This window comes from Vibrio sp. OPT24 (assembly GCF_015163545.1).
In the GTDB taxonomy this organism is placed as follows: domain Bacteria; phylum Pseudomonadota; class Gammaproteobacteria; order Enterobacterales; family Vibrionaceae; genus Vibrio; species Vibrio cyclitrophicus.
On sequence record NZ_JADDYI010000001.1, the window covers coordinates 22,277 to 47,332 of the forward strand.

At 43.5% G+C, this 25,056-nt stretch carries 28 protein-coding genes; 22 read left to right on the forward strand and 6 right to left on the reverse strand.

Annotation, left to right across the window (positions count from 1 at the left end; genetic code table 11):
* Positions 1-100: 100 nt before the first annotated feature.
* The gene (locus tag IQO02_RS00105; protein WP_016768436.1) at positions 101-1,081 is read right to left on the reverse strand and encodes an alpha/beta fold hydrolase; all 981 of its coding nucleotides are present in this window, start codon (positions 1,079-1,081) and stop codon (positions 101-103) included.
* 81 nt (positions 1,082-1,162) lie between these two features.
* Here IQO02_RS00105 and rhtB point away from each other — a divergent pair, with 81 nt between their 5' ends.
* The 7 genes from rhtB (at position 1,163) to IQO02_RS00140 (ending at position 7,564) form a co-directional block, all read left to right on the forward strand.
* Positions 1,163-1,780 (forward strand): homoserine/homoserine lactone efflux protein, encoded by a 618-nt coding sequence (gene rhtB, locus IQO02_RS00110; protein WP_016787982.1) that lies wholly within the window; start codon positions 1,163-1,165, stop codon positions 1,778-1,780.
* Positions 1,781-1,825: 45 nt separating this feature from the next.
* On the forward strand, positions 1,826-3,046 hold the full coding sequence (locus IQO02_RS00115) for an EAL and HDOD domain-containing protein (protein ID WP_010438750.1): 1,221 nt from the start codon (positions 1,826-1,828) through the stop codon (positions 3,044-3,046).
* A 99-nt stretch (positions 3,047-3,145) separates the two neighbouring features.
* Positions 3,146-3,487, forward strand: a complete 342-nt coding sequence (locus tag IQO02_RS00120) for a metalloregulator ArsR/SmtB family transcription factor (protein ID WP_010438748.1) — start codon at positions 3,146-3,148, stop codon at positions 3,485-3,487.
* A 41-nt stretch (positions 3,488-3,528) separates the two neighbouring features.
* On the forward strand, positions 3,529-4,530 hold the full coding sequence (locus tag IQO02_RS00125) for an ArsJ-associated glyceraldehyde-3-phosphate dehydrogenase (protein WP_016768437.1): 1,002 nt from the start codon (positions 3,529-3,531) through the stop codon (positions 4,528-4,530).
* A gap of 23 nt (positions 4,531-4,553) precedes the next feature.
* Positions 4,554-5,063: a cyclin-dependent kinase inhibitor 3 family protein gene (locus IQO02_RS00130; protein ID WP_016784001.1), complete on the forward strand. Its 510-nt coding sequence runs from the start codon at positions 4,554-4,556 to the stop codon at positions 5,061-5,063.
* A 97-nt stretch (positions 5,064-5,160) separates the two neighbouring features.
* Complete coding sequence (gene arsJ, locus IQO02_RS00135; RefSeq protein ID WP_010438743.1) at positions 5,161-6,381, forward strand: organoarsenical effux MFS transporter ArsJ; 1,221 nt, start codon at positions 5,161-5,163, stop codon at positions 6,379-6,381.
* A gap of 169 nt (positions 6,382-6,550) precedes the next feature.
* Positions 6,551-7,564: an acyltransferase gene (locus IQO02_RS00140; protein ID WP_010438741.1), complete on the forward strand. Its 1,014-nt coding sequence runs from the start codon at positions 6,551-6,553 to the stop codon at positions 7,562-7,564.
* Between the two features lie 74 nt (positions 7,565-7,638).
* On the opposite strand, the gene IQO02_RS00145 is transcribed toward IQO02_RS00140, so the two are convergent.
* The gene (locus tag IQO02_RS00145) at positions 7,639-7,968 is read right to left on the reverse strand and encodes a DUF2500 domain-containing protein (RefSeq protein ID WP_010438739.1); all 330 of its coding nucleotides are present in this window, start codon (positions 7,966-7,968) and stop codon (positions 7,639-7,641) included.
* A gap of 244 nt (positions 7,969-8,212) precedes the next feature.
* On the opposite strand from IQO02_RS00145, the gene IQO02_RS00150 reads away from it, so the two are divergent.
* From IQO02_RS00150 to IQO02_RS00165, 4 genes are all read left to right on the forward strand, one after another.
* Complete coding sequence (locus IQO02_RS00150; RefSeq protein WP_010438737.1) at positions 8,213-8,587, forward strand: hypothetical protein; 375 nt, start codon at positions 8,213-8,215, stop codon at positions 8,585-8,587.
* A gap of 927 nt (positions 8,588-9,514) precedes the next feature.
* A complete protein-coding gene (locus tag IQO02_RS00155; protein ID WP_010438734.1) occupies positions 9,515-10,135 on the forward strand; it encodes a lysoplasmalogenase in 621 nt (206 codons plus the stop codon).
* Positions 10,136-10,225: 90 nt separating this feature from the next.
* Entirely contained in the window at positions 10,226-10,462 is a 237-nt protein-coding gene (locus IQO02_RS00160; protein ID WP_010438731.1) for a YecH family metal-binding protein, read from the forward strand.
* A gap of 215 nt (positions 10,463-10,677) precedes the next feature.
* The gene (locus IQO02_RS00165; RefSeq protein WP_010438728.1) at positions 10,678-11,262 is read left to right on the forward strand and encodes a YhgN family NAAT transporter; all 585 of its coding nucleotides are present in this window, start codon (positions 10,678-10,680) and stop codon (positions 11,260-11,262) included.
* Positions 11,263-11,379: 117 nt separating this feature from the next.
* Here the strand turns inward: IQO02_RS00165 and IQO02_RS00170 are convergent, their stop codons facing one another.
* The gene (locus IQO02_RS00170) at positions 11,380-11,646 is read right to left on the reverse strand and encodes a DUF1145 domain-containing protein (protein WP_009848233.1); all 267 of its coding nucleotides are present in this window, start codon (positions 11,644-11,646) and stop codon (positions 11,380-11,382) included.
* A 10-nt stretch (positions 11,647-11,656) separates the two neighbouring features.
* Positions 11,657-12,259, reverse strand: a complete 603-nt coding sequence (rsmD, locus tag IQO02_RS00175; protein WP_016787986.1) for a 16S rRNA (guanine(966)-N(2))-methyltransferase RsmD — start codon at positions 12,257-12,259, stop codon at positions 11,657-11,659.
* 230 nt (positions 12,260-12,489) lie between these two features.
* Between rsmD and ftsY the strand changes: the two genes are divergently transcribed.
* The 6 genes from ftsY to glpG all read left to right on the forward strand — a co-directional run bounded on the left by ftsY (position 12,490) and on the right by glpG (position 18,104).
* Positions 12,490-13,719: a signal recognition particle-docking protein FtsY gene (gene ftsY / locus IQO02_RS00180; RefSeq protein ID WP_102282502.1), complete on the forward strand. Its 1,230-nt coding sequence runs from the start codon at positions 12,490-12,492 to the stop codon at positions 13,717-13,719.
* A gap of 77 nt (positions 13,720-13,796) precedes the next feature.
* Positions 13,797-14,474, forward strand: coding sequence for a cell division ATP-binding protein FtsE (ftsE, locus tag IQO02_RS00185; RefSeq protein WP_004736585.1), 678 nt, complete (start codon positions 13,797-13,799; stop codon positions 14,472-14,474).
* On the forward strand, positions 14,461-15,429 hold the full coding sequence (ftsX, locus tag IQO02_RS00190) for a permease-like cell division protein FtsX (protein ID WP_010438718.1): 969 nt from the start codon (positions 14,461-14,463) through the stop codon (positions 15,427-15,429). The genes ftsE and ftsX overlap by 14 nt, the downstream gene beginning before the upstream one ends.
* A 177-nt stretch (positions 15,430-15,606) precedes the next feature.
* The gene (gene rpoH / locus IQO02_RS00195) at positions 15,607-16,464 is read left to right on the forward strand and encodes an RNA polymerase sigma factor RpoH (protein ID WP_010438716.1); all 858 of its coding nucleotides are present in this window, start codon (positions 15,607-15,609) and stop codon (positions 16,462-16,464) included.
* Between the two features lie 418 nt (positions 16,465-16,882).
* Positions 16,883-17,206 carry a thiosulfate sulfurtransferase GlpE gene (glpE, locus tag IQO02_RS00200; RefSeq protein ID WP_010438714.1) on the forward strand — a complete coding sequence of 108 codons (324 nt, stop codon included), beginning with the start codon at positions 16,883-16,885 and terminating at the stop codon, positions 17,204-17,206.
* A 55-nt stretch (positions 17,207-17,261) separates the two neighbouring features.
* Positions 17,262-18,104, forward strand: coding sequence for a rhomboid family intramembrane serine protease GlpG (glpG, locus tag IQO02_RS00205; protein ID WP_016768442.1), 843 nt, complete (start codon positions 17,262-17,264; stop codon positions 18,102-18,104).
* 90 nt (positions 18,105-18,194) lie between these two features.
* Here the strand turns inward: glpG and IQO02_RS00210 are convergent, their stop codons facing one another.
* Positions 18,195-18,602: a flagellar basal body-associated protein FliL gene (locus tag IQO02_RS00210; RefSeq protein WP_010438708.1), complete on the reverse strand. Its 408-nt coding sequence runs from the start codon at positions 18,600-18,602 to the stop codon at positions 18,195-18,197.
* A 162-nt stretch (positions 18,603-18,764) separates the two neighbouring features.
* Here IQO02_RS00210 and IQO02_RS00215 point away from each other — a divergent pair, with 162 nt between their 5' ends.
* On the forward strand, positions 18,765-19,307 hold the full coding sequence (locus tag IQO02_RS00215) for a chorismate lyase (RefSeq protein ID WP_193838487.1): 543 nt from the start codon (positions 18,765-18,767) through the stop codon (positions 19,305-19,307).
* The gene (gene ubiA, locus IQO02_RS00220) at positions 19,308-20,162 is read left to right on the forward strand and encodes a 4-hydroxybenzoate octaprenyltransferase (RefSeq protein ID WP_010438705.1); all 855 of its coding nucleotides are present in this window, start codon (positions 19,308-19,310) and stop codon (positions 20,160-20,162) included.
* Positions 20,163-20,263: 101 nt separating this feature from the next.
* Here ubiA and plsB read toward each other — a convergent pair whose 3' ends face one another.
* Positions 20,264-22,687: a glycerol-3-phosphate 1-O-acyltransferase PlsB gene (gene plsB, locus IQO02_RS00225; RefSeq protein WP_016791847.1), complete on the reverse strand. Its 2,424-nt coding sequence runs from the start codon at positions 22,685-22,687 to the stop codon at positions 20,264-20,266.
* 221 nt (positions 22,688-22,908) lie between these two features.
* Here plsB and IQO02_RS00230 point away from each other — a divergent pair, with 221 nt between their 5' ends.
* The 3 genes from IQO02_RS00230 (at position 22,909) to IQO02_RS00240 (ending at position 24,963) form a co-directional block, all read left to right on the forward strand.
* Entirely contained in the window at positions 22,909-23,271 is a 363-nt protein-coding gene (locus IQO02_RS00230) for a diacylglycerol kinase (RefSeq protein WP_010438699.1), read from the forward strand.
* Between the two features lie 94 nt (positions 23,272-23,365).
* On the forward strand, positions 23,366-23,986 hold the full coding sequence (gene lexA / locus IQO02_RS00235) for a transcriptional repressor LexA (RefSeq protein WP_022570862.1): 621 nt from the start codon (positions 23,366-23,368) through the stop codon (positions 23,984-23,986).
* Between the two features lie 98 nt (positions 23,987-24,084).
* Entirely contained in the window at positions 24,085-24,963 is an 879-nt protein-coding gene (locus IQO02_RS00240) for a class I SAM-dependent methyltransferase (protein ID WP_016768444.1), read from the forward strand.
* Positions 24,964-25,056: the final 93 nt, after the last annotated feature.

Here is a 25,056-nt window from a genome sequence, read left to right on the forward strand (position 1 = left end):
TGTATGCCAAATTTGCGTAAGAAAAGAGGGCAAAGCTCTCCTACTTCTCTTCCTCTTTAGCACCTCAATTCTTAAAGGCTTGCCCTCTTAATCGTCCTCGTTAAGCAAAGAATTGATTGATGGCGTCTAGTGTTTGATTACGGTATTCATCTTGTTCAAACAATACTTCATGCCTAGATCCTTCAATGACCTTAAACAGGCAATCTGAGTTGGTTTTCTTCAATTTATTGATGAATTTTACTTGAGCATCGTTACTGACAATTTTTTCTTCCCCTGCCTGAATCAATAACAGCGGGATTTTTATTTGACGAGTTTGTTGTATCGCCTGTTTAGCGGCCATTAACCCTTGCCATACCCAGCGTGTGCTTGGTCCGCCAACCTGCAAAGAGGGGGAGCCGTCATACAGGCAACGAAACCACTGATAACGCACCTTACTGTGGCTTAGTAGGTTGTTTTCAAAAGGCTTTGAATAATAGGCCTGTTGGCCCGGGGCATACGTTGGTTTAGCGTGAAAAGCCGTTAACGCTTGTCCAACGAGCATCGCGATAGGTTTAAAATACCACTCGGTGTTGATACCAAACATTGGAGCGCACAGGGTGACTTTGTCAAACGGGTGAGCTGGATGAGTTTGCAAGTATCGAGTAGCTATAGTACTACCCATTGAGTGTGCGAGCAGGTAGCAATTGGAATATCGGCTTAGATCAAAACTGGCAATGACGTCAGACATATCTGAAACGTAATCATCAAACTCATGAATGTGACCAATGTCAGAGTCTGTTACCATGCGTTCAGACTGGCCTTGACCTTGGTGGTCAAATGAATAAACGTCATAGCCTTGCTGATAGAAATCATAAAAGAGTTCTTGGTATTTCAAGCAACATTCAATGCGGCCATTTGAAATAACAATGGCTTTGGTGTGCGTTGGTGAGGTTAAGCTACACCAGTACAGCTTCTTTTTGCCAGATGTTGTTAGATACCCATCTTTTCGTTGTTGCCAAAGGGTGGGGATAGGGTGTTTAATCGCTTGTTCGAACTGAGGTTCTTGCGTGTAAGAAAACGGGGCTTCACTGTGGTTTTCCATGGGAAATTACCTGAACTGATGCATGTGAGAGCTTTATTGCTACTAATGTTGTTAGATTAAAGAACTAGTAAGGAAATGCAAATGGATACTCATGTTTGGCTTGCTTATGTCGTCACTGCGATATTGTTTAGTTTGGCTCCGGGCTCAGGTACCGTTAACTCGATCAGTAATGGACTTAGTTATGGCACTAAGAAGTCACTTGCGTCGATCGCAGGCTTACAGCTTGGCCTTGCATTCCACATTTTGTTGGTGGGGGCGGGTATCGGTGCATTAGTGGCAAAATCAGCGCTGGCATTCACCATTATCAAATGGGTTGGTGTAGTTTACCTGGTTTGGTTGGGCATTCAAAAATGGCGTGATAACTCTAACTTGGTGGCTTCAGAAGAGAGCTCTACGCTATCGAGTAGTAAGTTACTTAGAAATGCTGTGCTTATTAATCTCACTAACCCGAAATCTATCGTGTTTTTAGTGGCTCTGTTTCCTCAGTTTATCGACCCGACACAACCTCAAGCACCACAACTGTTAGTCCTCGGTGTGACAACGGTATTCATTGATAGCGTTGTTATGTTGGGTTACACCTCATTAGCTTCACAAATGGGACGTTTTATTCGCTCTGATCGCATAATGGGTAAGATAAATAAAATATTTGGTGGTATGTTCATGGGTTGCGGCGCTTTGCTAGCTGCTGCCAAAGCTTAATGAAAGTAATAGAGTTATAGTTAAATCAATTAGAGTTATCAATAAATGACCGCTACGTACGTTGCTCGACAACCTATCTTAAATCGTAACAAGAACACGCTCGGTTATGAGCTGTTGTTTCGCGATGGAGAGAGGAATGCCTATCCAGCGCATATTGAGTCTAATCGAGCAACGTATCGTCTGATTGTTGAAAACTTTTTGTCGGTAGGGCTTAACCCTTCGATCTCATCTTCGCGCTGCTTTATCAATTTCCCATACCAAAGCCTGATTCGTCGACTTCCTTTAAGTTTACCGAAAGACAAGGTGGTGGTAGAGATCCTCGAGACCTGTAAACCAACCGATGAGTTATTAGATGCGGTAAAAGAGCTTTACCAAGCTGGCTACATGATTGCTCTTGATGATTTTACATCGACGCCTGAATGGGAACGCTTCCTGAGGTATACGCACATCGTTAAGCTCGATATCATGCAAATGGGTTTGGATGAGGCGTGTGATTTGGTTAAAGCCCATCAAGGGAAGAAGTTTAGCTTTCTTGCTGAACGCGTTGAAACCGAACAAGAATTCAAGCAAGCGAAAGAGGCCGGTTTTAAGTTCTTCCAAGGCTACTTCTTTAGTAAGCCGCAAATCATCAAGACCAAGTATATTAGCCCAGAGCAAGTGATTGCCATGGAGTTATTTCAAGAGGTGTGTAAACCGGACGTCGACTTCCAACGTGTTGAAAGCATTGTCGCGAAAGATGTCGCTTTATCTTATAAGTTACTGCGGTTTGTAAACACCATGTCGCCTCGTCTTGAGGTGACTATTTCTTCGTTCCGTCAGGCCTTAGTGTATCTGGGGCAAGAGAAACTGAAAATGTTTGTCTCGTTGGCGGTGGCATCTTATGTCTCTGATAAAAAACCAAAAGAGTTGTATGGCCTGTCTTTACAGCGTGCTCAATTTTGCCAGCGCATGTCTCGTTACCAGGCATTTGCAGGGCACACTGAGCAGGCGTTTATGATTGGTTTGTTTTCATTGCTTGATGCGCTGCTTGATCTGTCGTTAGAGAATCTCGTAGAGCAGTTGCCGTTGTGTAAAAGTATCAAGGTTGCTTTGCTTCGAAGAGAAGGGCCATACGGGACTCTACTGGCACTTGAAGAGAGTTTTGAGCATGCAGATTGGCAACAAATTGATGAGCATTGCGCTGATCTAGGACTTAATGTCGAGCAAGTAAAAACAGAGCTTACCGAAGCGCGACGCTGGAGCCATACCGTTACTAACCAGCTTTGATTTATCTTTGTTAAACTTTAATGACAATTGAAACGCACGCCTTGACGTGCGTTTTTTTATAATTAAGATATATGCATATCCATATATGAGTATGTAATTATGCTTCCTCACCAATTTTTTAAATTACTGTCTGATGAAACGCGAGTGCGTTGCTTAATGCTGATTGTGCGCAATGAATGCCTTTCTGTTGGTGAGTTGACTCAAGCATTACAAGAAAGTCAGCCAAAGATTTCCCGTCACCTAGCGCAGTTGCGCTCAAATGGTATTTTGACGGATGTTCGCCAAGGGCAGTGGGTGTTTTATCGTCTGTCACAAGATTTACCCGGTTGGATGCTCAAGTTAATTGATGACCTTATCGCATCGAACTGTTTGAAAACGGAATACCAGCAAGATATTGAGCGTTTAGAAGCAATAACTTCACGCCCTCAATGTTGCGTTTAATTGAATATTTTTAGATTCACCACTGACTGAGAGAACACACAATGACAGTTAAAGTAGGTATTAATGGTTTTGGCCGTATCGGCCGTCTAGCACTTCGTGCCGCATTCGATTGGGCTGAGCTAGAGTTTGTTCAGATTAACGATGTTGCTGGCGATACATCGACATTGGCTCACTTGCTTGAGTTTGATTCTGTTCAAGGCCGCTGGAACCACGCAGTGAATGTTGAAGGCGATGAGATGATCGTCAATGGACAGCGTATCAAGACGACTCAAGAACGCGATATTGATGCTGTTGATTGGTCAGGTTGTGATGTTGTTCTTGAAGCGACTGGTGTTCACCGTAAAACCTCTTTCCTTAATAAATATCTTGAGCAAGGCGTGAAGCGTGTTGTGGTATCGGCTCCAGTGAAAGAAGACGGTGTCGCCAACATCGTAGTTGGTGTAAATGACGCTATCTTCGATCCAGCGGTACATAAGATTGTGACAGCTGCATCTTGTACTACTAACTGTCTTGCGCCTGTTGTGAAGGTGATTAACGAGAAGTTAGGCATCGAGAACGCAGCCTTTACCACTATTCACGATCTAACCAATACACAAACTATATTAGATGCGCCGCACAAAGACCTACGTCGTGCTCGTGCATGTGGTATGAGTCTTATCCCGACAACGACAGGCAGCGCTAAAGCGATTGTTGAGATCTTCCCAGAGCTTGAAAACCGCATCAACGGCCACGCGGTTCGTGTACCACTAGCGAATGCTTCTCTGACAGATATCATCTTTGAAGTGAAGCAAGACACCACAGCCGAAGATGTTAACGCGATGCTGAAAGAAGCGTCTGAGAATGAACTTAAAGGCATTCTTGGTTTTGAAGAGCGTCCACTGGTTTCTATCGATTACAAAGGTGACCAACGCTCAACCATCGTGGATGCACTATCAACCATGTTAGTGGGTAAGCGCATGGTCAAGATTTACGCTTGGTACGACAACGAGATGGGCTACGCAACACGTACTGCTGAGCTAGTTCGTACTGTTGGTCTGGCTTAATTTACAAGATTTTTAAGAGATAGATGACGATGACAAACTCTCAAGTACATCCAACATGGCAACTAGATTTAGAAACTGGTGCGTTAGTGCTTACTCCATGTCCAGGTACAAAAGGTGCTGACTTAGATGCATCTCTAGCGCAACTGAAAGCACAAGGCGTGGAAGCGATTGTGACGGCTCTAGACAGTGAAGAACTGGCGAGCAAGAACGTATCTGAGCTAGGCGAGAAAGCGCAAGTACTAGGCATGCAGTGGTTCCAAATCGAAATCGAAGACGATTGTGCTCCGGGTGCTGATTTTGCTGCGAAATGGCAGGCGGCTAGCCCTGCGCTACACCAAGTGGTGGATAACGGCGGCAAGGTAGCAATGCACTGCATGGGCGGTTCTGGCCGTACTGGCTTGCTTGCTGCACACTTGCTGTTAGAGAAGAGTTGGGATCTGAGTAAGATTGTTCAAGAAGTACAATCACTTCGTCCGGGCGCCTTCACTAAACCGATCCAGATTGAGTACATTAATGGCGTAGCGAACGGCTAATAAGCCATGGTTGTTATACAAGGAGCTTTTGGTATCTGGAGTGTTGAACTTATCATGATCCAAAAGCTCTTTTTGTTTAGATTGCAGAGATAGCATTATGTTTTCAAACCTAAGTAAGAGCGTTCGCCAATATATGTTGGTGACATTCAACTATTGGAATTTCACCATTACGGATGGTGCACTTCGTATGCTGGTGGTTCTGTATTTCTATGACCTTGGCTACAGTTCGTTAGAGATCGCCTCACTGTTCCTTTTTTATGAATTCTTTGGTGTAGTGACTAACCTAATCGGTGGTTGGTTAGGGGCGCGTCTTGGCCTCAATAAAACCATGAATATCGGCTTAGGGATGCAGGTTGTCGCCTTGAGTATGCTCGCGGTGCCAAGCGCAATGTTGACCATCCCTTGGGTAATGGCGGCGCAGGCGTTGTCTGGTATCGCTAAAGACCTCAATAAGATGAGTGCCAAGAGCTCAATCAAAACTTTAGTCCCTGATGAACAGCAAGGTGCGCTTTATAAGTGGATTGCGGTTCTAACCGGATCTAAGAATGCACTGAAAGGTGCCGGGTTCTTTATCGGTGGTTTACTGCTTTCGATGATTGGTTTCCAGTACGCTGTGCTCGCGATGGCTGCTGTGCTGACATTGGTCTTCATTGGCAGTTTGGTGAGCTTAGAAGCGGACATGGGGAAAGCGAAAACTAAACCCAAGTTCAAACAGATTTTCTCCAAATCTGAATCCATCAATATCTTATCGGCTGCGCGTATGTTCCTATTTGGTGCTCGTGATGTGTGGTTTGTGATTGCTCTGCCGATTTATCTAGGCAGCGTGTTTGGTTGGGATCACTCATGGGTTGGTGGCTTCTTAGCGGCTTGGACCATCGCTTACGGCTTTGTACAGGGCATTGCACCAAAGATTACCGGTAAAGCGCAAGGTAAGGTACCTGATGGCCATGCAGCGCTATTGTGGGCGGGGGCGTTGGCTATTGTGACCGCTGGTATTGCCTATGCGGTGCAAATTGGCTGGCAACCAGAGTTAGTGATCATCGGTGGCTTGATGGTGTTTGGTGCCGTTTTCGCGGTGAACTCATCATTGCACTCATACTTGATTGTGAGTTATGCGAAAGGCGATGGTGTGTCGCTTGATGTCGGCTTCTACTACATGGCGAATGCGATGGGCCGTTTGATTGGTACGATATTATCAGGCTTGGTTTTCCAAATGGCCGGCTTGTCTGCGTGTCTTTGGGTCTCCTTCGCGTTCTTAGCGATAACGACACTGATCTCTTTGCGTTTACCGAAAGTGCCACAAATCTCAGCGGCATAAGCTTCAGCCGCATGAGTCTTAGTCGTAAGAGCGAGGCTTGTATAGCCTAAAGTCGAATGAACTTAATTCGCGATAAGCCTCTCCTTTAACACTAAGCTGACTTGGTATTTATTCCGGTCAGCTTTTTTATTGCTATAGTAGAATGATTGAATATTAATCAGGCATTTACATGAAGCAGCGAATTCTCTTTTTTGATTTAGCACGATGTGTCGCGGCCGTAGCGGTTATCGCGATTCATGTTTTGGCTCCTTATCGTAATGAATTGAACACCATTCCTTTCGGCGAATGGCTTACCGCCATCACGGTGAACAGTTTCAGCCGCTGGGCGGTGCCGGTGTTCATCTTGATTACTGGTGCCCTGATGCTCAGTGACCAACGCCCGTTTGATGCGAAATACTACCTTAAGCGTCGATTGGGCAAGGTACTGATCCCTTTCATTGTCTGGTCGCTTTTCTATACCTACCTGTCTGGTTGGTCTGCGATGGGTTTTGATGCTGATGTGAGTTGGGATATTTTGCTCAATAGTTACCATCACTACACGTACTACCATCTTGGTTTCTTCTATTACTTTATCCCGCTCTACTTTGTGATTCCTTTCTTACAGATCATGGTTAGAAAGTATGGGGACAAAGCGGTTTATGGTTTCACTGCAGTGTGGCTATTTACCACTTTGTTGTTCTTACTCAGGATAGATGGCCCATGGAGTCACGAGCTGTGGCTTTACACTGGGTACCTACCTTTGGGGTATATGCTGTATAAAATCGTTCCGCTTAACAAGGTGACGGTCGGTGTGAGTGTTTTACTTGGTGGGTTAGCATTACTAACCACGGTCTACATGGTGGTTGATGCAAGCCTGATAGCTGAGGAATACACGGTAGGTCGTTGGTTATCTTACAAAACATTGAATACGGTATTAGCTGCAAGCATGGTGTTCATGCTGTGTCGTTATTACGGAGAGGGTTTATCTGATAAGAGCAATCAAGTGGTTGGTTTTATCAGTAAACACAGTTTAGGTATTTACCTGCTGCATCCTATCTTTTTGTGGCCAATGAAAGAGTTCGGTTGGTTCCAAGGACATCCTGCTTGGGTGATTCCATTATGGATCGTGGTTAGTGGTGCAGGGGCTTTATGGATGAGCTGGTTAGTATCTAAGTCAGAGAAGACACGTTGGCTTTTACCTTAGCGATTAGTACTAAGGCTATTCTTGCGAACTGTGCTTGGCTTGCTTTGATGACAGATGGTTGAGGCGGTTTATGACTAGCGTTTCAAAGCAAAGTGCAAAAATTTATCGCCTTGGTAAGTTAAGGTTCCTTTATCACCAGGATTAAGTGCGTGGAAATAGTGGATACCGACTTGGAATTCTCGCTTCGGACCAACAACCCCACGTTGAACGTAAATCCAGTATTCTTGATCTTCTTGCCCCGGTTCGGCGTCAGGAAGATCGATGGATTGTTTGTCTAACACAGTGACATTCACTTTCTTTTCTGGCGCATTTTCACCTTGCGTGTGTTTTCGATAGAAACCAAGAAATACCCAAGCTGCTAGACCGGCGAGTGCAAAGATGGCAAAAAAGAGTGAATTAGGCATATAACCTCCATGTAGTCGTGATGGTTATTCTAGTCTTTCAAGCAATAGGGATATGTGTTTGAAGCCGTTATTCGTGAAGTGTTGTAAGCCAAGCTGATTATTTTTCGGCTGATATCACATTTAATGGCTAGTTTGGGATAAAGCGTTGTTATTTATTGTCTCTTTCTCTCGTAAATAACAATGATTTTGTATAAGAATAAGGAAATGCTCGACTAGAATTATAGTGTGGAGTGGGAGGGCCAAGATGACCGATATTGAAAAAGTGGTGAATAGAACTCGCAATATAGAAAAATTATTGAGACTTCAATATCACGCTGAAGGCGAAGGATTGCATGAGCTTGTAACAAGCTGTGAAGAAAGGCTACCGCACGATATGGTAATCAAGCTGCGTTATATCGCAACGTGTCGTAACAAGGTAGTGAATGAACATGAGGCTCAGCTGGAAGACCAGCAAAAATTTATAATGATGTGTAACGACTGTGAGAAGGAACTGACACCTCGTAGCGGTCGTTTTATTTGGCGAGTTGCGATCTTACTGATGATGGTAATGACTTTGGCTGCTGCTGGTTTCTATTATGCGAACTGGGATGTATTAACATTACATTTGTTTTCGAAGTGAAAAATCTGAACAAAAAAAGGGACGCTCATGGCGTCCCTTTTTTTATCTGTAACTTGCTTAGTACATCATCGGTAGTGTCATTAGACCTACAACTACCGCGATCATTACAAGTCCTTGTCTTTGCGAAGATGAAATCATAACACTACTCCTAAATTTGGTTGTCTCTCGCTATGTTTAAAAGAATAGCACTACTTATGGCTTTAGATCAAGTATTACTTTCGAAAGCTTTAAAAGTAGAAGAAAAGTGCCAGTTTTTAAGTTGTAAATCTCGATTTAACTGTATTTTTTGGTGTGTTCTTATTTTGTTCGTTGTGATTCATGTTTGTTCTTATTGTATTTAAGTTGTTGTTTTTGTTGTGGTGTATTGTGTAATTGATATTGTTAAAAGTTGTTAAACTGTATTAATAGGGGTTGGGTATGTCCAGGTTGTTTTTGGCTGTATTTTCTATTTTTTGTTAGGTTTTAAGTGGTAGTTTTTACATAGGTATAGGATTGTTCTGACAATTAGACGTTAAATCAAAGCAAACCTCTTACTTTAGTGGGCTAGTGCTACTTGGCCTTTTGTTTTTCTGTTTTATTTTTGTTTTTTTGTTTTAAGTTGCTGTTTTTGATTGCTTAATTTATTTTTGGTTTGTATTTAATATCATGATTTTAGCCGGTTTTTGCTCATTTTTGACAGTTTCGTTAGACTAGAATTGTCCAAATGACAAGTTGAAGGGCTGGAGTCGAGCTTTAAAGAGGTTTTGTATGAAAGTGTTCTAGTTTTAAACAAATATCAATGAGAGCTAAGGGATTTCTTATTGCTTGGGGGAAAGAGGTGCTTTTTTAGTGGAAGCGTAATCAAGATCCAATTTTGAAAGGCTTAGGCTTTACATCAACACTCGTGTGCCTAGACTGGCGACGTTTTAAAGCAATAGGGTAAATGATATGTGGAGTTGGTTAGCGGTTTCCTTGTCTGGTATTGGAGTAATAGCAGGAACGAAACATGGACATATCGGTCAGGCCTTATCGTATAAGGTTTTTACCTTTGTATTATTAGCGATCATTGCTTTAACTCAATCTGTTGTTGCTGATTTTACCTATTGGGTAGTGGCTGGACTGGCTATCTCTGCGATTGCAGATGTTCTTCATACTTTCACTCAAAAACGTTCTCTACATTTTGTTTGTTTCTTGGTTGCTCAACTTTGTTATAGCAAAGCATTTTGGTTACAGTTGTCAGGAGAAATGGTCTGGTGGCTGTTCGCTTTGTTGTTAGCGGCATGTATTGTTGCTTTCTTCTTATTATTGCCTCGCTTAGATAAACTTGTCTTTCCTGTTGTTATCATGGGGATGGTGCTTATTCAGCTGGCATGGGCTTCTGGTGAGGTTTGGTTGCTTGATCCTAAACTGTCCCATGCGGTGGGCTTTGCTGGCTGTAGTGTGTTGCTGCTTTCTGCATTGGCTTATGCACTGAACTGTTATCGTAGCCCAATCAAAGGTGCTTACTTTTGGGTGACGGGCAGTTATTTATTTGCACATGCACTTATTGTGGCATCTCTGACCATTTAGGGTAGAGCTTACTCAATTCTGAGCTACATCAAGGCAGCCTTGTTGAAAGTCTGTACTCTACGCTTAATTCATTAAACATGAGATTGAGTTATGACTATCGAAATTCACGCACACAACGTTTTAAATTTGCTTAGTGAAAAACCACTGACTCGTGAAGAGCTGACACAAGAACTGGCTCTGACGTATGGAGCAAAAGCTCGCTTTCACACTTGTAAGCTAGACGGTCTAGATTTGGATGCTTTGTTGAAGTTTTTTCTGAAGATGGAAAAGGTCGTGATTGTTGATAACAAGCTTTGTACCAATCGCGAGCGCGTGTGTAATCATTGATCTTTAGTAGGTACTGAGTTTTAGATATTTTTGGTTTCAGAGTCTTTTGATCTTCAGATATTGGGCGAGTGGATGAGAGGTTTTGACTCCACTCCTATATTTATTTCCGTATCACTTCCCTCTGTAAATTCCCTCTTAACGATGCCAACTACTGTGTTCGAAAATCAATGTGAGGCTGTTATACTCCGCGCACCTTCGCTTTTCGAGACCAACTTATGGAAATCTTATCTGCAGCAACCATGCTGTTTCTTATTATGGACCCGCTTGGTAATCTACCAATTGTGCTCTCTATCCTTAAGCACCTCGATCCGAAGCGTCGCCGTATTGTTCTTGTTCGTGAACTGATGTTTGCACTGATTATCTTGCTGTTGTTCTTGTTTGCTGGACAAAGCATTATGAACTTCCTGCACGTACAACCTGAAACCTTGAGTATCTCAGGTGGTATTATTTTGTTTATCATCGCGATTAAGATGATTTTCCCAAGCGCAGGTAGTATTACAGGCCTCGCGGCAGGTGAAGAGCCGTTTATTGTGCCTATGGCGATTCCGATGATTGCAGGCCCGTCAGTGATTGCGGCATTGATTCTGTTGTCGACCCAGCATCCTGACAACATGCTAGAGCTCTCAGCTGCTGTGATGCTGGCTTGGGGCGCGACCTTCTTTATTCTGATGTTTAATGGCTTCTTCCTGCGAGTACTGGGAGAGAGAGGTCTTAAAGCCATCGAGCGCTTGATGGGCTTGTTGCTGGTTATGCTGTCGACGCAAATGTTCCTAGATGGTGTAAAGGGCTACATGGGCTAACATCAGTATCAACGATGAATAAAAAAACGCCGCTCAAATGAGCGGCGCTTTTGTATCGACTGTTTCTGTCATGATGTTTTCTGTAGTTCAGTATTTTGTATCTGAGCTTAAGCTTGATTACATCATGTGTTTGCGTCGGATATCGAGTAGGGCAAAGACTCCGAAAATCAGTATTGACCATTTCTCCCAACGTGACATTTCGATCTTATCGCCAAAAGCACCGATGAAAATCAGCATCTGCAGGCCGTGCATGAAGAACAAAAATGCTGTCATGATATAAAGCGCAATCGCAGCATTACCCGGGAATGGGTAGAAAATATTGGCGATTAAGATAAACCAAACAAAGGCGATGGCTGCTTTTGCTAGTGGAAGCAAGAACTTCATTCAATAACTCCTATTCTTCAGTGATTCGATTGAACAGTCGGTAGCTAGACTGGCCAGTGGTCTTATCGCGATGCAATTCCCAGTTATCTGGCATAGCTTCGAGTTTCAGTTCTTTCTCTGTTTCAACGTAAATGATCGCATTGTCTGCAAGCCAACCATTACTCTCAAGCAGTTGTACTGTTTCTGCCAGCAAGCCTTTACGAAATGGTGGATCAAGGAAAACCATATCGTAAGGAGTGCCAGGCTTCTTAAGGAAAGAGATAGCATCAGTATTCACGACATTGATGTTGTCTGCCTTAAGCTCTTTCGCGTTATCAGAAAGCTGTTTAGCTGCCTTTTGGTTCATTTCGAGCAGTGTCACCATTTTTGCTTGGCGAGAAGCGGCTTCAAAACCTAGACCACCAGAACCGGCAAATACATCCAAGCAAGTTGAATGTGGGATATCTTGAGCCACCCAGTTAAAGAGTGTCTCTTTTACTCGGTCAATGGTTGGGCGTAATCCTTCTAAATCATGAACGGGCAGTTTTCTACCTCTCCACGAGCCACTAATAATTCGAACAAAGCCTCCGGATGGCTTTTTTTGTGATGTGTTTTGCTGGCGACGTCTTACCATAGATTTTTTGACCGCTAATAAAGTGATACTATACCGAGCCCAATTTAAGTGGGTTCGTGTATTAAATAAATTTACAATGACAAAGTGTATCAAGCTAAAAGCAAACTTATCACTGCTTTGTCATTTTTCTTTACTATTCGTTTATACAAGCTTGTATTGTATAACAATAGCAAAGAGTCGACGTGTATTAAGTCAATACAGCTAATTAGTAGATCTAGGAAACTCCTCTGATGACGGAAAAAAAGAAGCGCGGATTATTATCGTGGCTTGGTTTTGGTGAAGAAGAACAAAGCCCAAAAACTCAGAATGAAGCGAACGTAGAAAACGTTGAAGATCAAACTGAAGTTGAATCACAAGTTGAGGCTGAACAGGTCGCGCCTGAAGCTGAACAAGCTAAGCCAATTGAATCTAAGTCAGTTGAACCTGAGCAAGCGCTTGAAGAGATTCAACAAGAGCAGCAATCTGTCGAAGTAGAAGCAGAGCAGGAAGAAGTGGCAGCTCCTCAAGCTAAGGTTGAAGAAGTACAAGAAAAGCCGACAGAAAGCTTTTTTACACGCCTTAAGCGTAGCCTTAGTCGCACCAAAGCCAATATTGGTGCTGGCTTCTTTGGTTTATTTAAAGGTAAGCAAATCGATGAAGATCTATTTGAAGAGCTAGAAGAGCAACTTCTGATTGCTGACGTGGGTATGAATACCACCGTAAAAATCATTGAAAACCTAACAGAAAAAGCATCTCGCAATGACCTAAAAGATGGTGAAGCTCTATATGGTCTGCTCAAAGAAGAGATGGCCGATATCCTAAGCCAAGTTGAACAGCCTCTTGTGGTTGATACAACAAAAACACCTTACGTTATCTTAATGGTCGGTGTGAACGGTGTCGGTAAAACAACCACTATCGGCAAACTGGCTAAACAGTTCCAAGGTGAAGGCAAGAAAGTGATGCTTGCTGCGGGTGATACCTTCCGTGCAGCAGCGGTTGAGCAACTTCAAGTTTGGGGTCAGCGCAATGATGTTCCCGTTATCGCTCAACACACTGGTGCTGACAGTGCGTCTGTTATTTACGATGCGATTGAAGCAGCGAAAGCTCGTGGTGTTGATGTTGTGATTGCAGATACTGCAGGTCGTTTGCAGAATAAGAGCAACTTGATGGAAGAGCTACGCAAGATTGTTCGTGTAATGAAGAAGATTGATGATTCTGCACCACACGAAATCATGCTAACACTAGATGCCGGTACTGGTCAGAATGCTATCAGCCAAGCAAAGCTGTTCAGTGAAGTTGCACCAGTAACGGGTATTACGCTAACGAAGTTAGATGGCACTGCAAAAGGTGGTGTGATTTTCTCAATCGCGGATCAGTTCCAGATTCCAATCCGCTACATCGGTGTGGGTGAAGGTATTGACGACTTGCGTCCGTTTGAGTCGAAAGACTTTATTGAAGCACTATTTAGTCGTGAAGAGTAACGCGCGTAGCAAAGTGGTTTATCCTTAACCTGCTACCGTTTTAAATTTGATATGAGTGATCGTAAGAGGAATTTTCGGTGATCAAATTTCAGCAAGTGAGCAAAGCCTACCGAGGTGGGCGACAAGCGCTCCAAAAAGTGGATTTTCATCTTAAACGTGGAGAGATGGCTTTTTTGGGTGGTCACTCTGGAGCTGGTAAAAGTACCTTGCTGAAGTTGATCTGTGCTATTGAGCGTCCGACTGATGGCCGTGTTTGGTTCAATGATCACGATATCACTCGGATTCCAGCCAAAGACATTCCTTTTTTACGACGTAATATTGGGATTGTTTTTCAAGATCACCGCCTGCTGATGGATCGCTCGATTTTCGATAACGTCGCTCTGCCTATGCGTATTGAATCTATTTCTGAAAACGAAATAAAACGTCGAGTTAGTGCTGCGTTGGATAAAACCGGATTACTTGATAAGGCGCGTTGCCTACCAAGTCAGTTATCTGGTGGTGAACAGCAACGAGTAGGTATTGCTCGCGCCGTGGTTAACCGTCCAACGCTGCTGTTAGCGGATGAACCCACAGGTAACCTCGATCCTGAATTGTCTAACCGTGTGTTGCGACTCTTTGAAGAGTTTAACCGCGCGGGCGTCACCATTATCCTAGCGACGCACGATATCGGGTTAGTAAACACTCGCCCTCAATATCGTCACCTTGAATTAAACCAAGGATTTTTGAGCGAGGTTGAAGACTATGGCCGCGAATAAGCGTATCAAGAAACCTCAATCTAACCGAGCAGCAAACCGCGCTTCAAGTGACGGCTTTTTTGTTATTCATTGGAAGCAAGCAAAATCATCTTTCACGCAAATGTGGCAACGACCTTTGGGTAACTTGCTGACGCTTGCGGTTATTTCAATGGCTTTGGCGATGCCAGCTTGTTTATACCTACTGGGTAAAAATGTTGGTGAAGTAGCGCAAGATGTCACTAGCCCGTCACAAATAAGTGCTTATATAGAGGATGGCATTCCTGAGCCTAGAGTTATGGTGCTTAAGGATGAAATCGAAAGTTGGGATCAAGTTGAGCTGGTGGAGTACATCTCTCCGCAACAAGGGCTTGCAGACCTCAGCCAGTATTCTGGTTTTGAAGATGCCCTAACCATCCTCGACGATTATTCACTGCCAGGTGTGTTGGTGATTACACCAAGCGTACACAGCGATACCCTAATTAAAGAACTGGCAGGCACAGTTAAACAACAAGAATTAGTGACCGATGTTCGTTTAGACGAAGATTGGTTAGCGCGATTAGATGCGATCAAAGCATTAGCGGCTGTCATCGTGATTACCTTAACGGTATTGATGTTGGGCGCGGTGTTTTTAATTATCGGTAACACATTGCGATTTAATGTATTGGCGCATAAAGAAGAGATTCAAACCATGAAGCTGATTGGTGCGACCGACAGTTTTATTCTCCGACCATACCTTTATGCAGGGATGTGGTTTGGTGTTTTAGGTTCGATTAGTGCTTGGATCATGACGGCATTGATTACCATATTGCTCAACAGCGCAGTAGATGACTTAGCTCAGCTTTATGACAGCCACTTCCGCCTAATTGGCTTGAGTTGGGATGAATCCTTACTGCTTTTGATCGTTGGAACCCTGCTTGGTAGCGTGGCTGCGAAGCTTTCTGCGCAGCGTCACCTAAAAGAAATTGAACCTGTTTAGGTGAATAGAGTCATAATTAGACGAAAAATAGGCACTTCTTAACCAGTTTTAGCCTTGTATAGACGAATTGATTATGCATAATTACTTCCCCCTCCTTGAAACCTGTTCATTTTAGGTTCAAGATTGTTGGGTTTTAATAGATGTATTACTCCAGATCAGAGATTGATGAGGAACCGAATGGCAAACCAAGCGTATCAAATGGCTTTAGTCACACAAGATAGTTTAGATAGCTATATCCGATCAGCGAACAGCTACCCAATGCTGACCCCTGAAGAGGAACGTGGACTTGCAGAGCGATTACATTACAAAGGTGAGATCGATGCTGCGAAAGGCTTGATCCTTTCCCACTTACGATTCGTGGTACACGTTGCAAGAGGGTATTCTGGCTACGGGTTACCAATGGCTGATCTTGTCCAAGAAGGTAACATCGGCTTAATGAAGGCTGTTAAGCGCTTCAACCCAGAAGTTGGTGTTCGTCTAGTATCTTTTGCTGTTCACTGGATCAAAGCTGAGATTCATGAGTACGTATTGCGTAACTGGCGTATTGTTAAGATCGCAACGACTAAAGCACAGCGTAAATTGTTCTTTAACCTACGTAAGTCTAAAAAGCGTTTAGGTTGGTTCAATAATGGTGAAGTCGAGACTGTTGCTCGTGAATTAGGTGTCGAGCCTTCAGAGGTTCGTGAAATGGAATCTCGTTTAGCGGCTCAAGATGCTACGTTTGAAGCGCCTATGGATGATGACGACGGTGGCTCTGCTTATACTGCACCAGTTTATTACCTTGAAGACAAAGCATCAGATGTTGCTGAGACAGTTGAAGCCGCTAACTGGGAATCTCATACCAACAATCGTTTAGGTCTCGCATTGAAGAGCTTAGATGAGCGTAGCCAACACATTGTTCGCTCACGTTGGTTAGATGACAACAAAGCGACGCTGCAAGACCTTGCCGATACTTACAGCATTTCTGCAGAACGTGTTCGTCAGTTAGAAAAGAATGCGATGAAGAAGTTGAAGCAAGCTGTTGGCGACTTTTAAAGGCAGATAAGCCTGAAGCGGTAAAATAAGCTGAATTTGAAAAGGCCGAGATCGAGAGATCTCGGCCTTTTTATTTTCGATCGATTTCTCAACTTTTGCGATCGAAATTTGCAAAATGATTTTGTGGATAACTCTGTGAGAAGTTTATTCGTCAGTTGTCTAAAAGCAGGGTGTAGTAAGGCTTTGTGAGGGTTTTTGATGTGGGGATATTTTTCATAACACCCACAGTTAGATCAGGATCATCACTACATGTTGTGGATCTATTTTAAAAAAAACACTTTATTCACGCAATCCACAGATTTATCCACAAACGGTGTAAAAGTGATCGCTGGTGGATAACCTTATTAAGTGGATGTGATTGTTAGCCTTGGGATAGGTTACAATGGCAGCAAAGTAAATCAGCATAAAAGAGAAAGTCATGGACCAGTTTAAACATATCGATGTTAAAAGCGCTCAAGCCCTTATAGAACAAGGCGAAGCAAGACTTGTCGATATTCGTGACCCGCAGTCTTTCGCGGTGGCTCACTCAAAGACAGCTTATCACCTTACCAATGATACGATGGTGTCGTTCATGGATGAGGTAGAGTTCGAACAACCTATTTTAGTCATGTGTTACCACGGCATTAGTAGCCAAGGTGCTGCACAATATTTAGTGAACCAAGGCTTTGAAGAGGTATATAGTGTTGATGGTGGCTTTGAAGCTTGGCATCGTGCTGAACTTCCAGTGATCGCTGGGTTATAGCCTTTAGCACTTTAGCCACTTCAAGCCTTTCTAATAGCATGAATAGGAAATAACAATGATTAGACTGATGGTGTTAGACAATCCTCGTCTTGCGCAAGCATTTATTGATTATATGGCTTCTCGTCAGATCCCTATTCAAATGTCTGCTGAGGGAGAGGGACGTTTTGCTCTTTGGCTGATAGACAGTCAATACCAGGTGGAAACTGAGGCGGAGCTGAATCGTTTTCTTGCGGAACCTAATCATAAACGCTATCAAGCGGCCTCTTGGGACATGGCAGAGACTAGAAAGAGCAACTTCCATTACCATACTCCAAGCTTTATGGGCATGATCAAAGCGAAAGCAGGCCCTGTGACACTAAGCCTGATGTTGGTGTGTGTTGTGATTTTTGTGCTGCAACAGATCGGTTTTGGCCAAGCTATTTTCAATGCTCTGCATTTTCCAGCAGTCGATGGGCAGCAATGGCAGCTATGGCGCTGGTTGAGTCATGCCGTTTTGCATTTCTCTGTTATGCACATCGCATTTAATATCTTGTGGTGGTGGCAGTTAGGTGGAGACATCGAGAAAAAGCTAGGTAGCCTCAAGCTACTTCAGATATTTGCTATATCTTCTGCGCTTTCTGGCGCTGGACAGTATTGGGTTGAAGGAGCAAACTTCGGCGGCTTGTCTGGTGTTGTTTATGCTCTGGTTGGCTACTTATGGATTTTAGGGTCGAAAGCCCCTCAGCTTGGTTTGAGTATCCCAAGGCAGATCGTAGGCTTTATGCTGTTGTGGTTAGTGCTTGGTTACATGCAGCCGTTCATGGCTATCGCGAATACTGCTCATTTAGCCGGTTTGGCGGCAGGTTTAATTATCGGTTTAATTGATTCAATGAAAGCACCTCGCTCTGCAACAAGCTAACTCTCGTATCATCGAGAATAGACAAGTGCTAGAGACAAAAAAGCGGCCAGATGAGCCGCTTTTTTATTTGGATTTCTTTTCACATCTTCATTATTGATAAAGGTATTTGGTAAACAATAAGTCAGCAATGAGGGTTTTACCTGTCTCAGGAAGCAGAATCTTGTTGAGATGTTCAACTAAGGATTTTCTTAAATCTTCGCGACCAGACAGAGATTTGATGGTTTCTTCGTTTTGTTTGCCAAGCAATTCAATCACTGCATCGCGAATCAATGGTTGGTGATGCTCAATGGCCGCCAAGTCATCGCTATTCGCGACCATGATATCGAGGCGAACTTGAATATAGCCCAGCTTTTTACCTTTGGTGTAAAAATTAGTGGTCAGGTCTGGCTCTAGCGTGAAGTAGGCTAGTTTGGGCCCCGACTCCTCTTCTGCGAAGCTAGATGCTGAAAAGAGTAGAGTAATCGCAAGAAATATTTGGGCTACATAACGTTTGTGCATATTTGTGACTTTTCTTTAGTTTATTCGCGATATTCGAAACGCATTAGTCTTGTTACAATGAGCGGTCTAAATCTAAATACGTTTACGATTCGAAGAACGCTTTAATTTTGTTCGAAAGTTGAAGCTTTATTGTACGTGTAAAGTCACCTATTGAATACTAGTATGAATCAGCCAATATCGCTGTATCTTAATTCGTTAATGAATGTAGATTGGCAAAGTACAGAAACATTTGATTTTCCTAATAAAACCACCAAAGAGTGGCTTATGGAGCAAGATTCTCTTTCCCGCAAGTTGGGGAAGTGTTGTCAGCACCTGTCTGTTGAGTTGCTTCATAATCAAGTTGTAGAACGCTCAATGTTGCAACAAGACGAGGAACATCTTTTATCATCATTTGATTGCTTGCTGCGTAAAGTGATTTTGAAGGGTGATGATGCCCCATGGGTGCTAGGTCGAACCTTGATTCCCCGTGTGACGTTAGAAGATCATCAACACTCCGACCTTTCTCAACAAGGAAATGTCCCGCTTGGACTAACGGTGTTTAGTGCTGAGAATGTCGAGCGGGATGCGCTGCAAGTCGGTTGGGTTATCGCAGGTGATGAGTGTTTACTCGCGCGTCGCTCTCGATTATGGATGAACCATAAACCGATGCTTGTGGCAGAACTGTTTTTACCAACATCACCCATTTACTCTAAGGAGAGTGTGTAAATGTTTGCCACCAAAGCGAAGGCGTACTGGCAATTAACGCGAATGAATCGCCCGATTGGTACTCTGTTACTCCTTTGGCCGACTTTGTGGTCGCTGATTATCGCCGCACAAGGTATGCCTGATTTTGATGTCTTGGTTGTTTTCGTACTCGGCGTCGTGTTGATGCGTTCAGCTGGCTGTGTGATCAATGATTTTGCGGACCGTAAAGTGGATGGCCATGTTAAACGCACCAAGCAGCGTCCATTACCCTCAGGTTTGGTTTCCAGTAAGGAAGCGATTCTGCTCTTTTTAGTGCTAGCCGTAGTTTCATTTTTGCTAGTACTCACCATGAATCCACTGACCATTAAGCTCTCATTTATTGGTGTGGGTCTGGCGTTCATTTACCCTTTCATGAAGCGTTTTACACATCTTCCACAGTTGTTCCTCGGCTTAGCGTTTAGTTGGGCGATACCAATGGCATGGGCTGCACAAACCAATGAACTACCAAGTATTGTTTGGTTTATCTTCGTTATTAATGCTTTGTGGACGGTTGCTTACGACACGCAATATGCGATGGTAGACCGAGATGATGACCTGAAGATTGGTATTAAATCGACGGCTATTTTATTTGGTCGCTTCGATAAGCTTATCGTCGGCTCTTTGCAACTTGTTACTCTAGCGATGCTGATTGTGTTAGGTATGCACTACCAATTGGGTGATACTTTCTATTGGGCATTGTTAGCCGCAGGCAGCTTGTTTGTGTACCAACAACATTTGATGCGGCATCGTGACCGAGACTTATGTTTTCAAGCTTTTCTAAATAACAACTATGTTGGCATGGCCGTAACGGTCGGTTTGTTCGTTACCTTCTGGTAAGCATCAGTTTTTATCAAACGAATATTCAAGAAAAAGGCACCCAGTGGGTGCCTTTTTTGATCGCGTTGAATCTGCTATCAGAGCCCTGCTATATACAGGAATTACTCGACTTGGTGAATACTCTCTTGAATAGTCAGACGGACTTCTGGGTAAAGCATCGAGTAAAGAAGCTTAGCGAATTGCTGAGTCTTCTCTAAATCGCAGTTGCCGTCGTTATCTAGGTACTGTTGCTGCTTCAACGTTGCGAACATAGAAGCAAACACGCCTTTATCGAAGAATTCGGGAGCATTGATACCATGCAATCGACCAAGTCGCTGTGCGATGTCTTGGCTTTTCTGCTCAAGGTCAGATTTGTCCAGTTCCGGATTCTCTGCCAGCAAGTTTAGAGCAATAGAGTAGCGCTGTAGCGTTTCTGAAATCGTACGGCCTAACAGCATAAGAGCTTGGCTGTTCGATTGGTTGATCGTCACTTCATTGTCAGACACAACAATCATGCCCTGGCTAACAAGTTCATCAATGATGTTTGATACTACGCCTTCAAGCTGTGATTCGTCGTAGCTTAAGAACAGCTCTTTCTTTAAGAACGGGTAAATTGCTGCAACATTCTTTTGAATCGCTTCAATCGATAAACCGCGCTGACGAATGGTCATCTGGGCAATTAAAGATGGCAGAGCGAACAAGTGAATGATGTTGTTTCGGTAGTAGGTCATCAGAATTGACTGGTGACGGTCTAGCGAAATAATGTCGCCCATTGAGTCTGATTCAATCAAGAACTTGTTCAGTGATTCAGCATGTTTTACCAAATCTTCAGCGCTGTCTTTTGGCACAGTGAACGTTGCTGAATATGGAACGTTCTTAAGCAGAGACAGGTAGCAATTGATCTGAGAAACCAAAGAGTCACGAGACAATGCGCGCTGTCTTGAGGCCAATAGCGCGGTTGCACAAAGGGTCAATGCGTTGGTCGCCGCGGCATCGTTAATGTGCGTCATCATTTTGGTCGCCAGGTCATTAACCACTGGATTCATCCATTGTGGTTTACTGGTGCCCATTGGGTCGATGTCTTTGGTCCACTCAGGTGAGTGTTCATTCAGGTATTGGTTCAGTTGAATCGGCTCACCGAAGTTCACGTAGCCTTTACCAAAGTTACGTAGCTTACGAATGGTACGAATCACTAAGCTCGCGTTTTCTTTCTCTTTACGCTTGCCACGAAGTTCTTTCGCGTAAGTCGCCACTTCCATCACGTGTTCATAACCAATGTACACAGGGACCAAAGTAACAGGACGGTTCATACCACGTAGCATTGCCTGAATGGTCATCGCTAGCATGCCCGTTTTCGCTTGCAGAAGACGACCCGTACGAGAACGACCACCTTCACTGAAGTACTCTACTGAGTAACCTTTAGCGAACAATTCCGCTAGGTATTCACGGAAAATCGTCGAGTAAAGCTTGTTGCCTTTGAAGCTACGGCGAATAAAGAACGCACCACCATGACGGAAAATAGGACCGGCAGGGAAGAAGTTGAGGTTAATACCCGCCGCGATGTGCGGAGGCACCATGCCTTCATGATAAAGCACATAAGAAAGCAGTAAGTAATCCATGTGGCTGCGGTGACAAGGGACGTAAACAATCTCGTGACCGTCTTGAGCTAGCTTACGAACCGTTGAAGCGTTGCTAATATGCAGACCTTGGTACAATTTATTCCACAACCAACCAAGAATTTTCTCACCGCGTTTAATTAACGAGTAAGAGAAGTTAGCTGCGATCTCATCCATGATGTCCTGAGCTTCTTTGCTCGCTTTCTCGATCGAGATGTTCTTTGTTTGTGCTTCGTCTTCAATTGCTTTCTTGATTGCTTCTGATTTGAGTAGACGATCAAACAGAGCTTGGCGGCTTGGTAGGTTAGGGCCTGATGCAGCAAGCTTTTGGCGAGAGAAGTGAATACGTGCCACACGCGCCAGTTTGTGCGCGATGGTGCTGTCGGTACCGTGTGAATTAGCCATGTAGCGAAGAGATACCACAGGACTAAAGCGAACTAGACAGTCACGACCAGCGAGCAATACCGCTTTTGATTTCTCTAAGCCATTCATTGCTTGTAGGTAAGGTTTCTGGTTAGTCTCTTTACCAGGTTTACGTCCCCAAAGTACAGTGGTAGGGATAACTTGAACATCGAGCTCAGAGTCTTCAGCATGCAGTGAAAGCAACTCAGAGAAAACTTCAATTGAAGAGCTTGGTACATAATCATCGTCTTGAAGCAGAGTTTTGCGAGAAGAGATAAAAACGTAGCGTTGCAGTGATTTGCCGTTGATTTCAAGCTTGCTTAATGGATCAGGTAGACCTAATTCAAGTGCATGTTTTTGCAATGTAAGAATGTCGACACTTGAGCGAAACGGTAAGGCGTATACAATCGGTTTGCTCAAATCAATGTTCAAATCCTCAACAGGGTTTGAAGGAATTGATGTGCCCTTTACCAATACGGATAAAGGTAGCTTCATTAATGAACGTGAAAAAGATTGTCCAGAAGACATATAGGTTCACTGCCTCAATAGTTATTTCAATGTGCTCAAGCGTATCTCTATTTCTATGATGAAAAAGGATAAATCCTATGAGTGAAATAGGGATAAGCCTAGGCGTAAATTTAATCGATGCAAGAATACCAGAAACTGGTCTAACCTTTTAATGGAAATAGTCATATTGCCGTTAAGTTTGTGGAAAATCATTCATCGACTGATTGAGTATAGAGTTAAAAATGACCAAAAAATCAAACACCGGATTCAAACGCATCATAAAAGCAGCAGGCTTTTCATGGCAAGGCCTCACAAGTTCGTTTAAAAGCGAGGCTGCATTTCGGCAAGAAGTGTTCATGGCAGCAATACTGATTCCGTTGGCATTCTATTTGGACGTAAGCCAAGTTGAGCGAATCTTGATGATCTCAGCTGTTGTGTTAGTGATGGTTGTCGAGTTAATCAATACCGCGATTGAAGCAGTTGTTGATCGAATCGGTAGTGAGCATCATGAGCTTTCTGGGATGGCGAAAGATGTCGGCTCGGCGGCTGTTCTCATCTGTCTAATACTAGCGGGTTACGTGTGGCTAGAGATCCTATTTTTGTGATTCTTGAAAAATGAACTAAAAACAACCAATTGCTTTGCTTTTGTTCAGTTACTGGATATACTCACAGTCAACTGTATAAAAAGACAGGTGAATCATGAAGCCGTTAACGCCGCGCCAACAACAAGTTTTTGATCTTATCAAAAGTAAGATTGACGATTTCGGTATGCCACCGACACGTGCAGAAATTGCACGAGAACTAGGCTTCCGCTCTGCTAATGCTGCAGAAGAACATTTAAAAGCTCTTGCTCGTAAAGAAGCGATAGAGATTATCCCGGGTGCGTCTCGTGGTATTCGTATTTTGCTTGAAGATGCAGCAAATGAGGAACAAGGTTTACCATTAATCGGTCAGGTTGCCGCTGGTGAGCCTATTCTGGCTCAAGAACATGTAGAAATGCATTACCAAGTAGACCCAGGTATGTTTAAACCTCAGGCTGACTTCTTACTTCGTGTAAATGGCGAAAGTATGAAAAACATCGGTATTATGGATGGTGATCTACTGGCTGTTCATAAAACACAAGACGTACGCGACGGTCAGGTTGTTGTAGCTCGTGTTGATGATGATGTAACGGTAAAACGCCTAGAACGCAAAGGTTCAACGGTTCTGTTACATGCTGAAAATGAAGAGTTTTCTCCAATTCACGTCGATCTAGAATCTCAACATTTGTCTATTGAAGGGCTGGCTGTTGGTATTATTCGTAACACCGACTGGATGTAGTCATTGCAAAAAAGCTTATTGATATTTATTCTCAATAACTTGTTATTGTAATTGATATTCATTATCATCTTCTTTGTCTAGATACAAGGAAGATGATGATGCCAAATCCAACCAAACCTCAAATGAAGCCGCTTATTCGTAAGCCGCGCTCCTCTGTTCAAAAGGCTTCTTCTAATCAAGGGTCTGCACATCAAGAATTCCAAGTTCCGACGAATCTCGTTCAACATCTTTGGTTTCGCAGCCGCGAAAGCCTTGCCGATGACGGCCTAGTCTATGACCCTATCGCAGCTCAAGCCTGCAAACGCTGCCAATTAGCACCAGAATGTCTTACTGGTGAACTCGACCAACAACAACTCCTTTACGCGACATTGACTCAACTTTGTGATTCTCAAGTTCAACAGTTTTTATCTCATAACCCAGATGCTTGGATTATTAACGTGGGAGCAGGGCTCGATACCCGTTTCTACCGTTTAGATAATGGCCGCTGTCATTGGGTTGAGCTGGATGTAACCGAGAATCTGCTTTGGCGACAACGCCTGTTCCACAAAAATGAACGCTATCGTTTAGAGTGTGGCTCTGTTGACGACTTAACTTGGTTAGATGAACTTAACATTCCAGAGCAAGCTTCTGTGATGGTGGTGTGTGAACATGCTCTGCTTGATTGTAATGAACAGCTGACGGCGCACTTTATTCAGTCATTGAGTCGTTACTTTACTCATGCACACGCGTGTTTAGTGTTAGCTGGAGACAAAAGCTCGAGTGCTCTTGGGCAAAAGCTCGGTTCTGGAAAGTATGCTCACGGGTTGTCTTCACCAATAGACAGTGTTCTCAATTGGTTGCCATGGGCGCAATGGGTTAAGTCATTTTCACCATTAGAGCAGCAATGTAATCGTTGGAAGTTGTGGCAGCGATTGTTGTGTAAGATTTCTCAGTTTAAAAAGCGTTTAACTCCTCAATTAGTACTCGTTAAATGGTAGCGTTAGCTTCTTCTATCAACACATAGTTTGGTAAAAGCTAACCAATACACAAAGTACACAACATAGTGAAAGCCCACCCACTAGGTTAAACTA

Coding starts and splice junctions, on each gene's coding strand:
- IQO02_RS00105 (WP_016768436.1), bottom strand. CDS start 1,081: ATGGAAAACCACAGTGAAGCCCCGTTTTCTTACACGCAAGAACCTCAG.
- rhtB (WP_016787982.1), top strand. CDS start 1,163: ATGGATACTCATGTTTGGCTTGCTTATGTCGTCACTGCGATATTGTTT.
- IQO02_RS00115 (WP_010438750.1), top strand. CDS start 1,826: ATGACCGCTACGTACGTTGCTCGACAACCTATCTTAAATCGTAACAAG.
- IQO02_RS00120 (WP_010438748.1), top strand. CDS start 3,146: ATGCTTCCTCACCAATTTTTTAAATTACTGTCTGATGAAACGCGAGTG.
- IQO02_RS00125 (WP_016768437.1), top strand. CDS start 3,529: ATGACAGTTAAAGTAGGTATTAATGGTTTTGGCCGTATCGGCCGTCTA.
- IQO02_RS00130 (WP_016784001.1), top strand. CDS start 4,554: ATGACGATGACAAACTCTCAAGTACATCCAACATGGCAACTAGATTTA.
- arsJ (WP_010438743.1), top strand. CDS start 5,161: ATGTTTTCAAACCTAAGTAAGAGCGTTCGCCAATATATGTTGGTGACA.
- IQO02_RS00140 (WP_010438741.1), top strand. CDS start 6,551: ATGAAGCAGCGAATTCTCTTTTTTGATTTAGCACGATGTGTCGCGGCC.
- IQO02_RS00145 (WP_010438739.1), bottom strand. CDS start 7,968: ATGCCTAATTCACTCTTTTTTGCCATCTTTGCACTCGCCGGTCTAGCA.
- IQO02_RS00150 (WP_010438737.1), top strand. CDS start 8,213: ATGACCGATATTGAAAAAGTGGTGAATAGAACTCGCAATATAGAAAAA.
- IQO02_RS00155 (WP_010438734.1), top strand. CDS start 9,515: ATGTGGAGTTGGTTAGCGGTTTCCTTGTCTGGTATTGGAGTAATAGCA.
- IQO02_RS00160 (WP_010438731.1), top strand. CDS start 10,226: ATGACTATCGAAATTCACGCACACAACGTTTTAAATTTGCTTAGTGAA.
- IQO02_RS00165 (WP_010438728.1), top strand. CDS start 10,678: ATGGAAATCTTATCTGCAGCAACCATGCTGTTTCTTATTATGGACCCG.
- IQO02_RS00170 (WP_009848233.1), bottom strand. CDS start 11,646: ATGAAGTTCTTGCTTCCACTAGCAAAAGCAGCCATCGCCTTTGTTTGG.
- rsmD (WP_016787986.1), bottom strand. CDS start 12,259: ATGGTAAGACGTCGCCAGCAAAACACATCACAAAAAAAGCCATCCGGA.
- ftsY (WP_102282502.1), top strand. CDS start 12,490: ATGACGGAAAAAAAGAAGCGCGGATTATTATCGTGGCTTGGTTTTGGT.
- ftsX (WP_010438718.1), top strand. CDS start 14,461: ATGGCCGCGAATAAGCGTATCAAGAAACCTCAATCTAACCGAGCAGCA.
- rpoH (WP_010438716.1), top strand. CDS start 15,607: ATGGCAAACCAAGCGTATCAAATGGCTTTAGTCACACAAGATAGTTTA.
- glpE (WP_010438714.1), top strand. CDS start 16,883: ATGGACCAGTTTAAACATATCGATGTTAAAAGCGCTCAAGCCCTTATA.
- glpG (WP_016768442.1), top strand. CDS start 17,262: ATGATTAGACTGATGGTGTTAGACAATCCTCGTCTTGCGCAAGCATTT.
- IQO02_RS00210 (WP_010438708.1), bottom strand. CDS start 18,602: ATGCACAAACGTTATGTAGCCCAAATATTTCTTGCGATTACTCTACTC.
- IQO02_RS00215 (WP_193838487.1), top strand. CDS start 18,765: ATGAATCAGCCAATATCGCTGTATCTTAATTCGTTAATGAATGTAGAT.
- ubiA (WP_010438705.1), top strand. CDS start 19,308: ATGTTTGCCACCAAAGCGAAGGCGTACTGGCAATTAACGCGAATGAAT.
- plsB (WP_016791847.1), bottom strand. CDS start 22,687: ATGTCTTCTGGACAATCTTTTTCACGTTCATTAATGAAGCTACCTTTA.
- IQO02_RS00230 (WP_010438699.1), top strand. CDS start 22,909: ATGACCAAAAAATCAAACACCGGATTCAAACGCATCATAAAAGCAGCA.
- lexA (WP_022570862.1), top strand. CDS start 23,366: ATGAAGCCGTTAACGCCGCGCCAACAACAAGTTTTTGATCTTATCAAA.
- IQO02_RS00240 (WP_016768444.1), top strand. CDS start 24,085: ATGCCAAATCCAACCAAACCTCAAATGAAGCCGCTTATTCGTAAGCCG.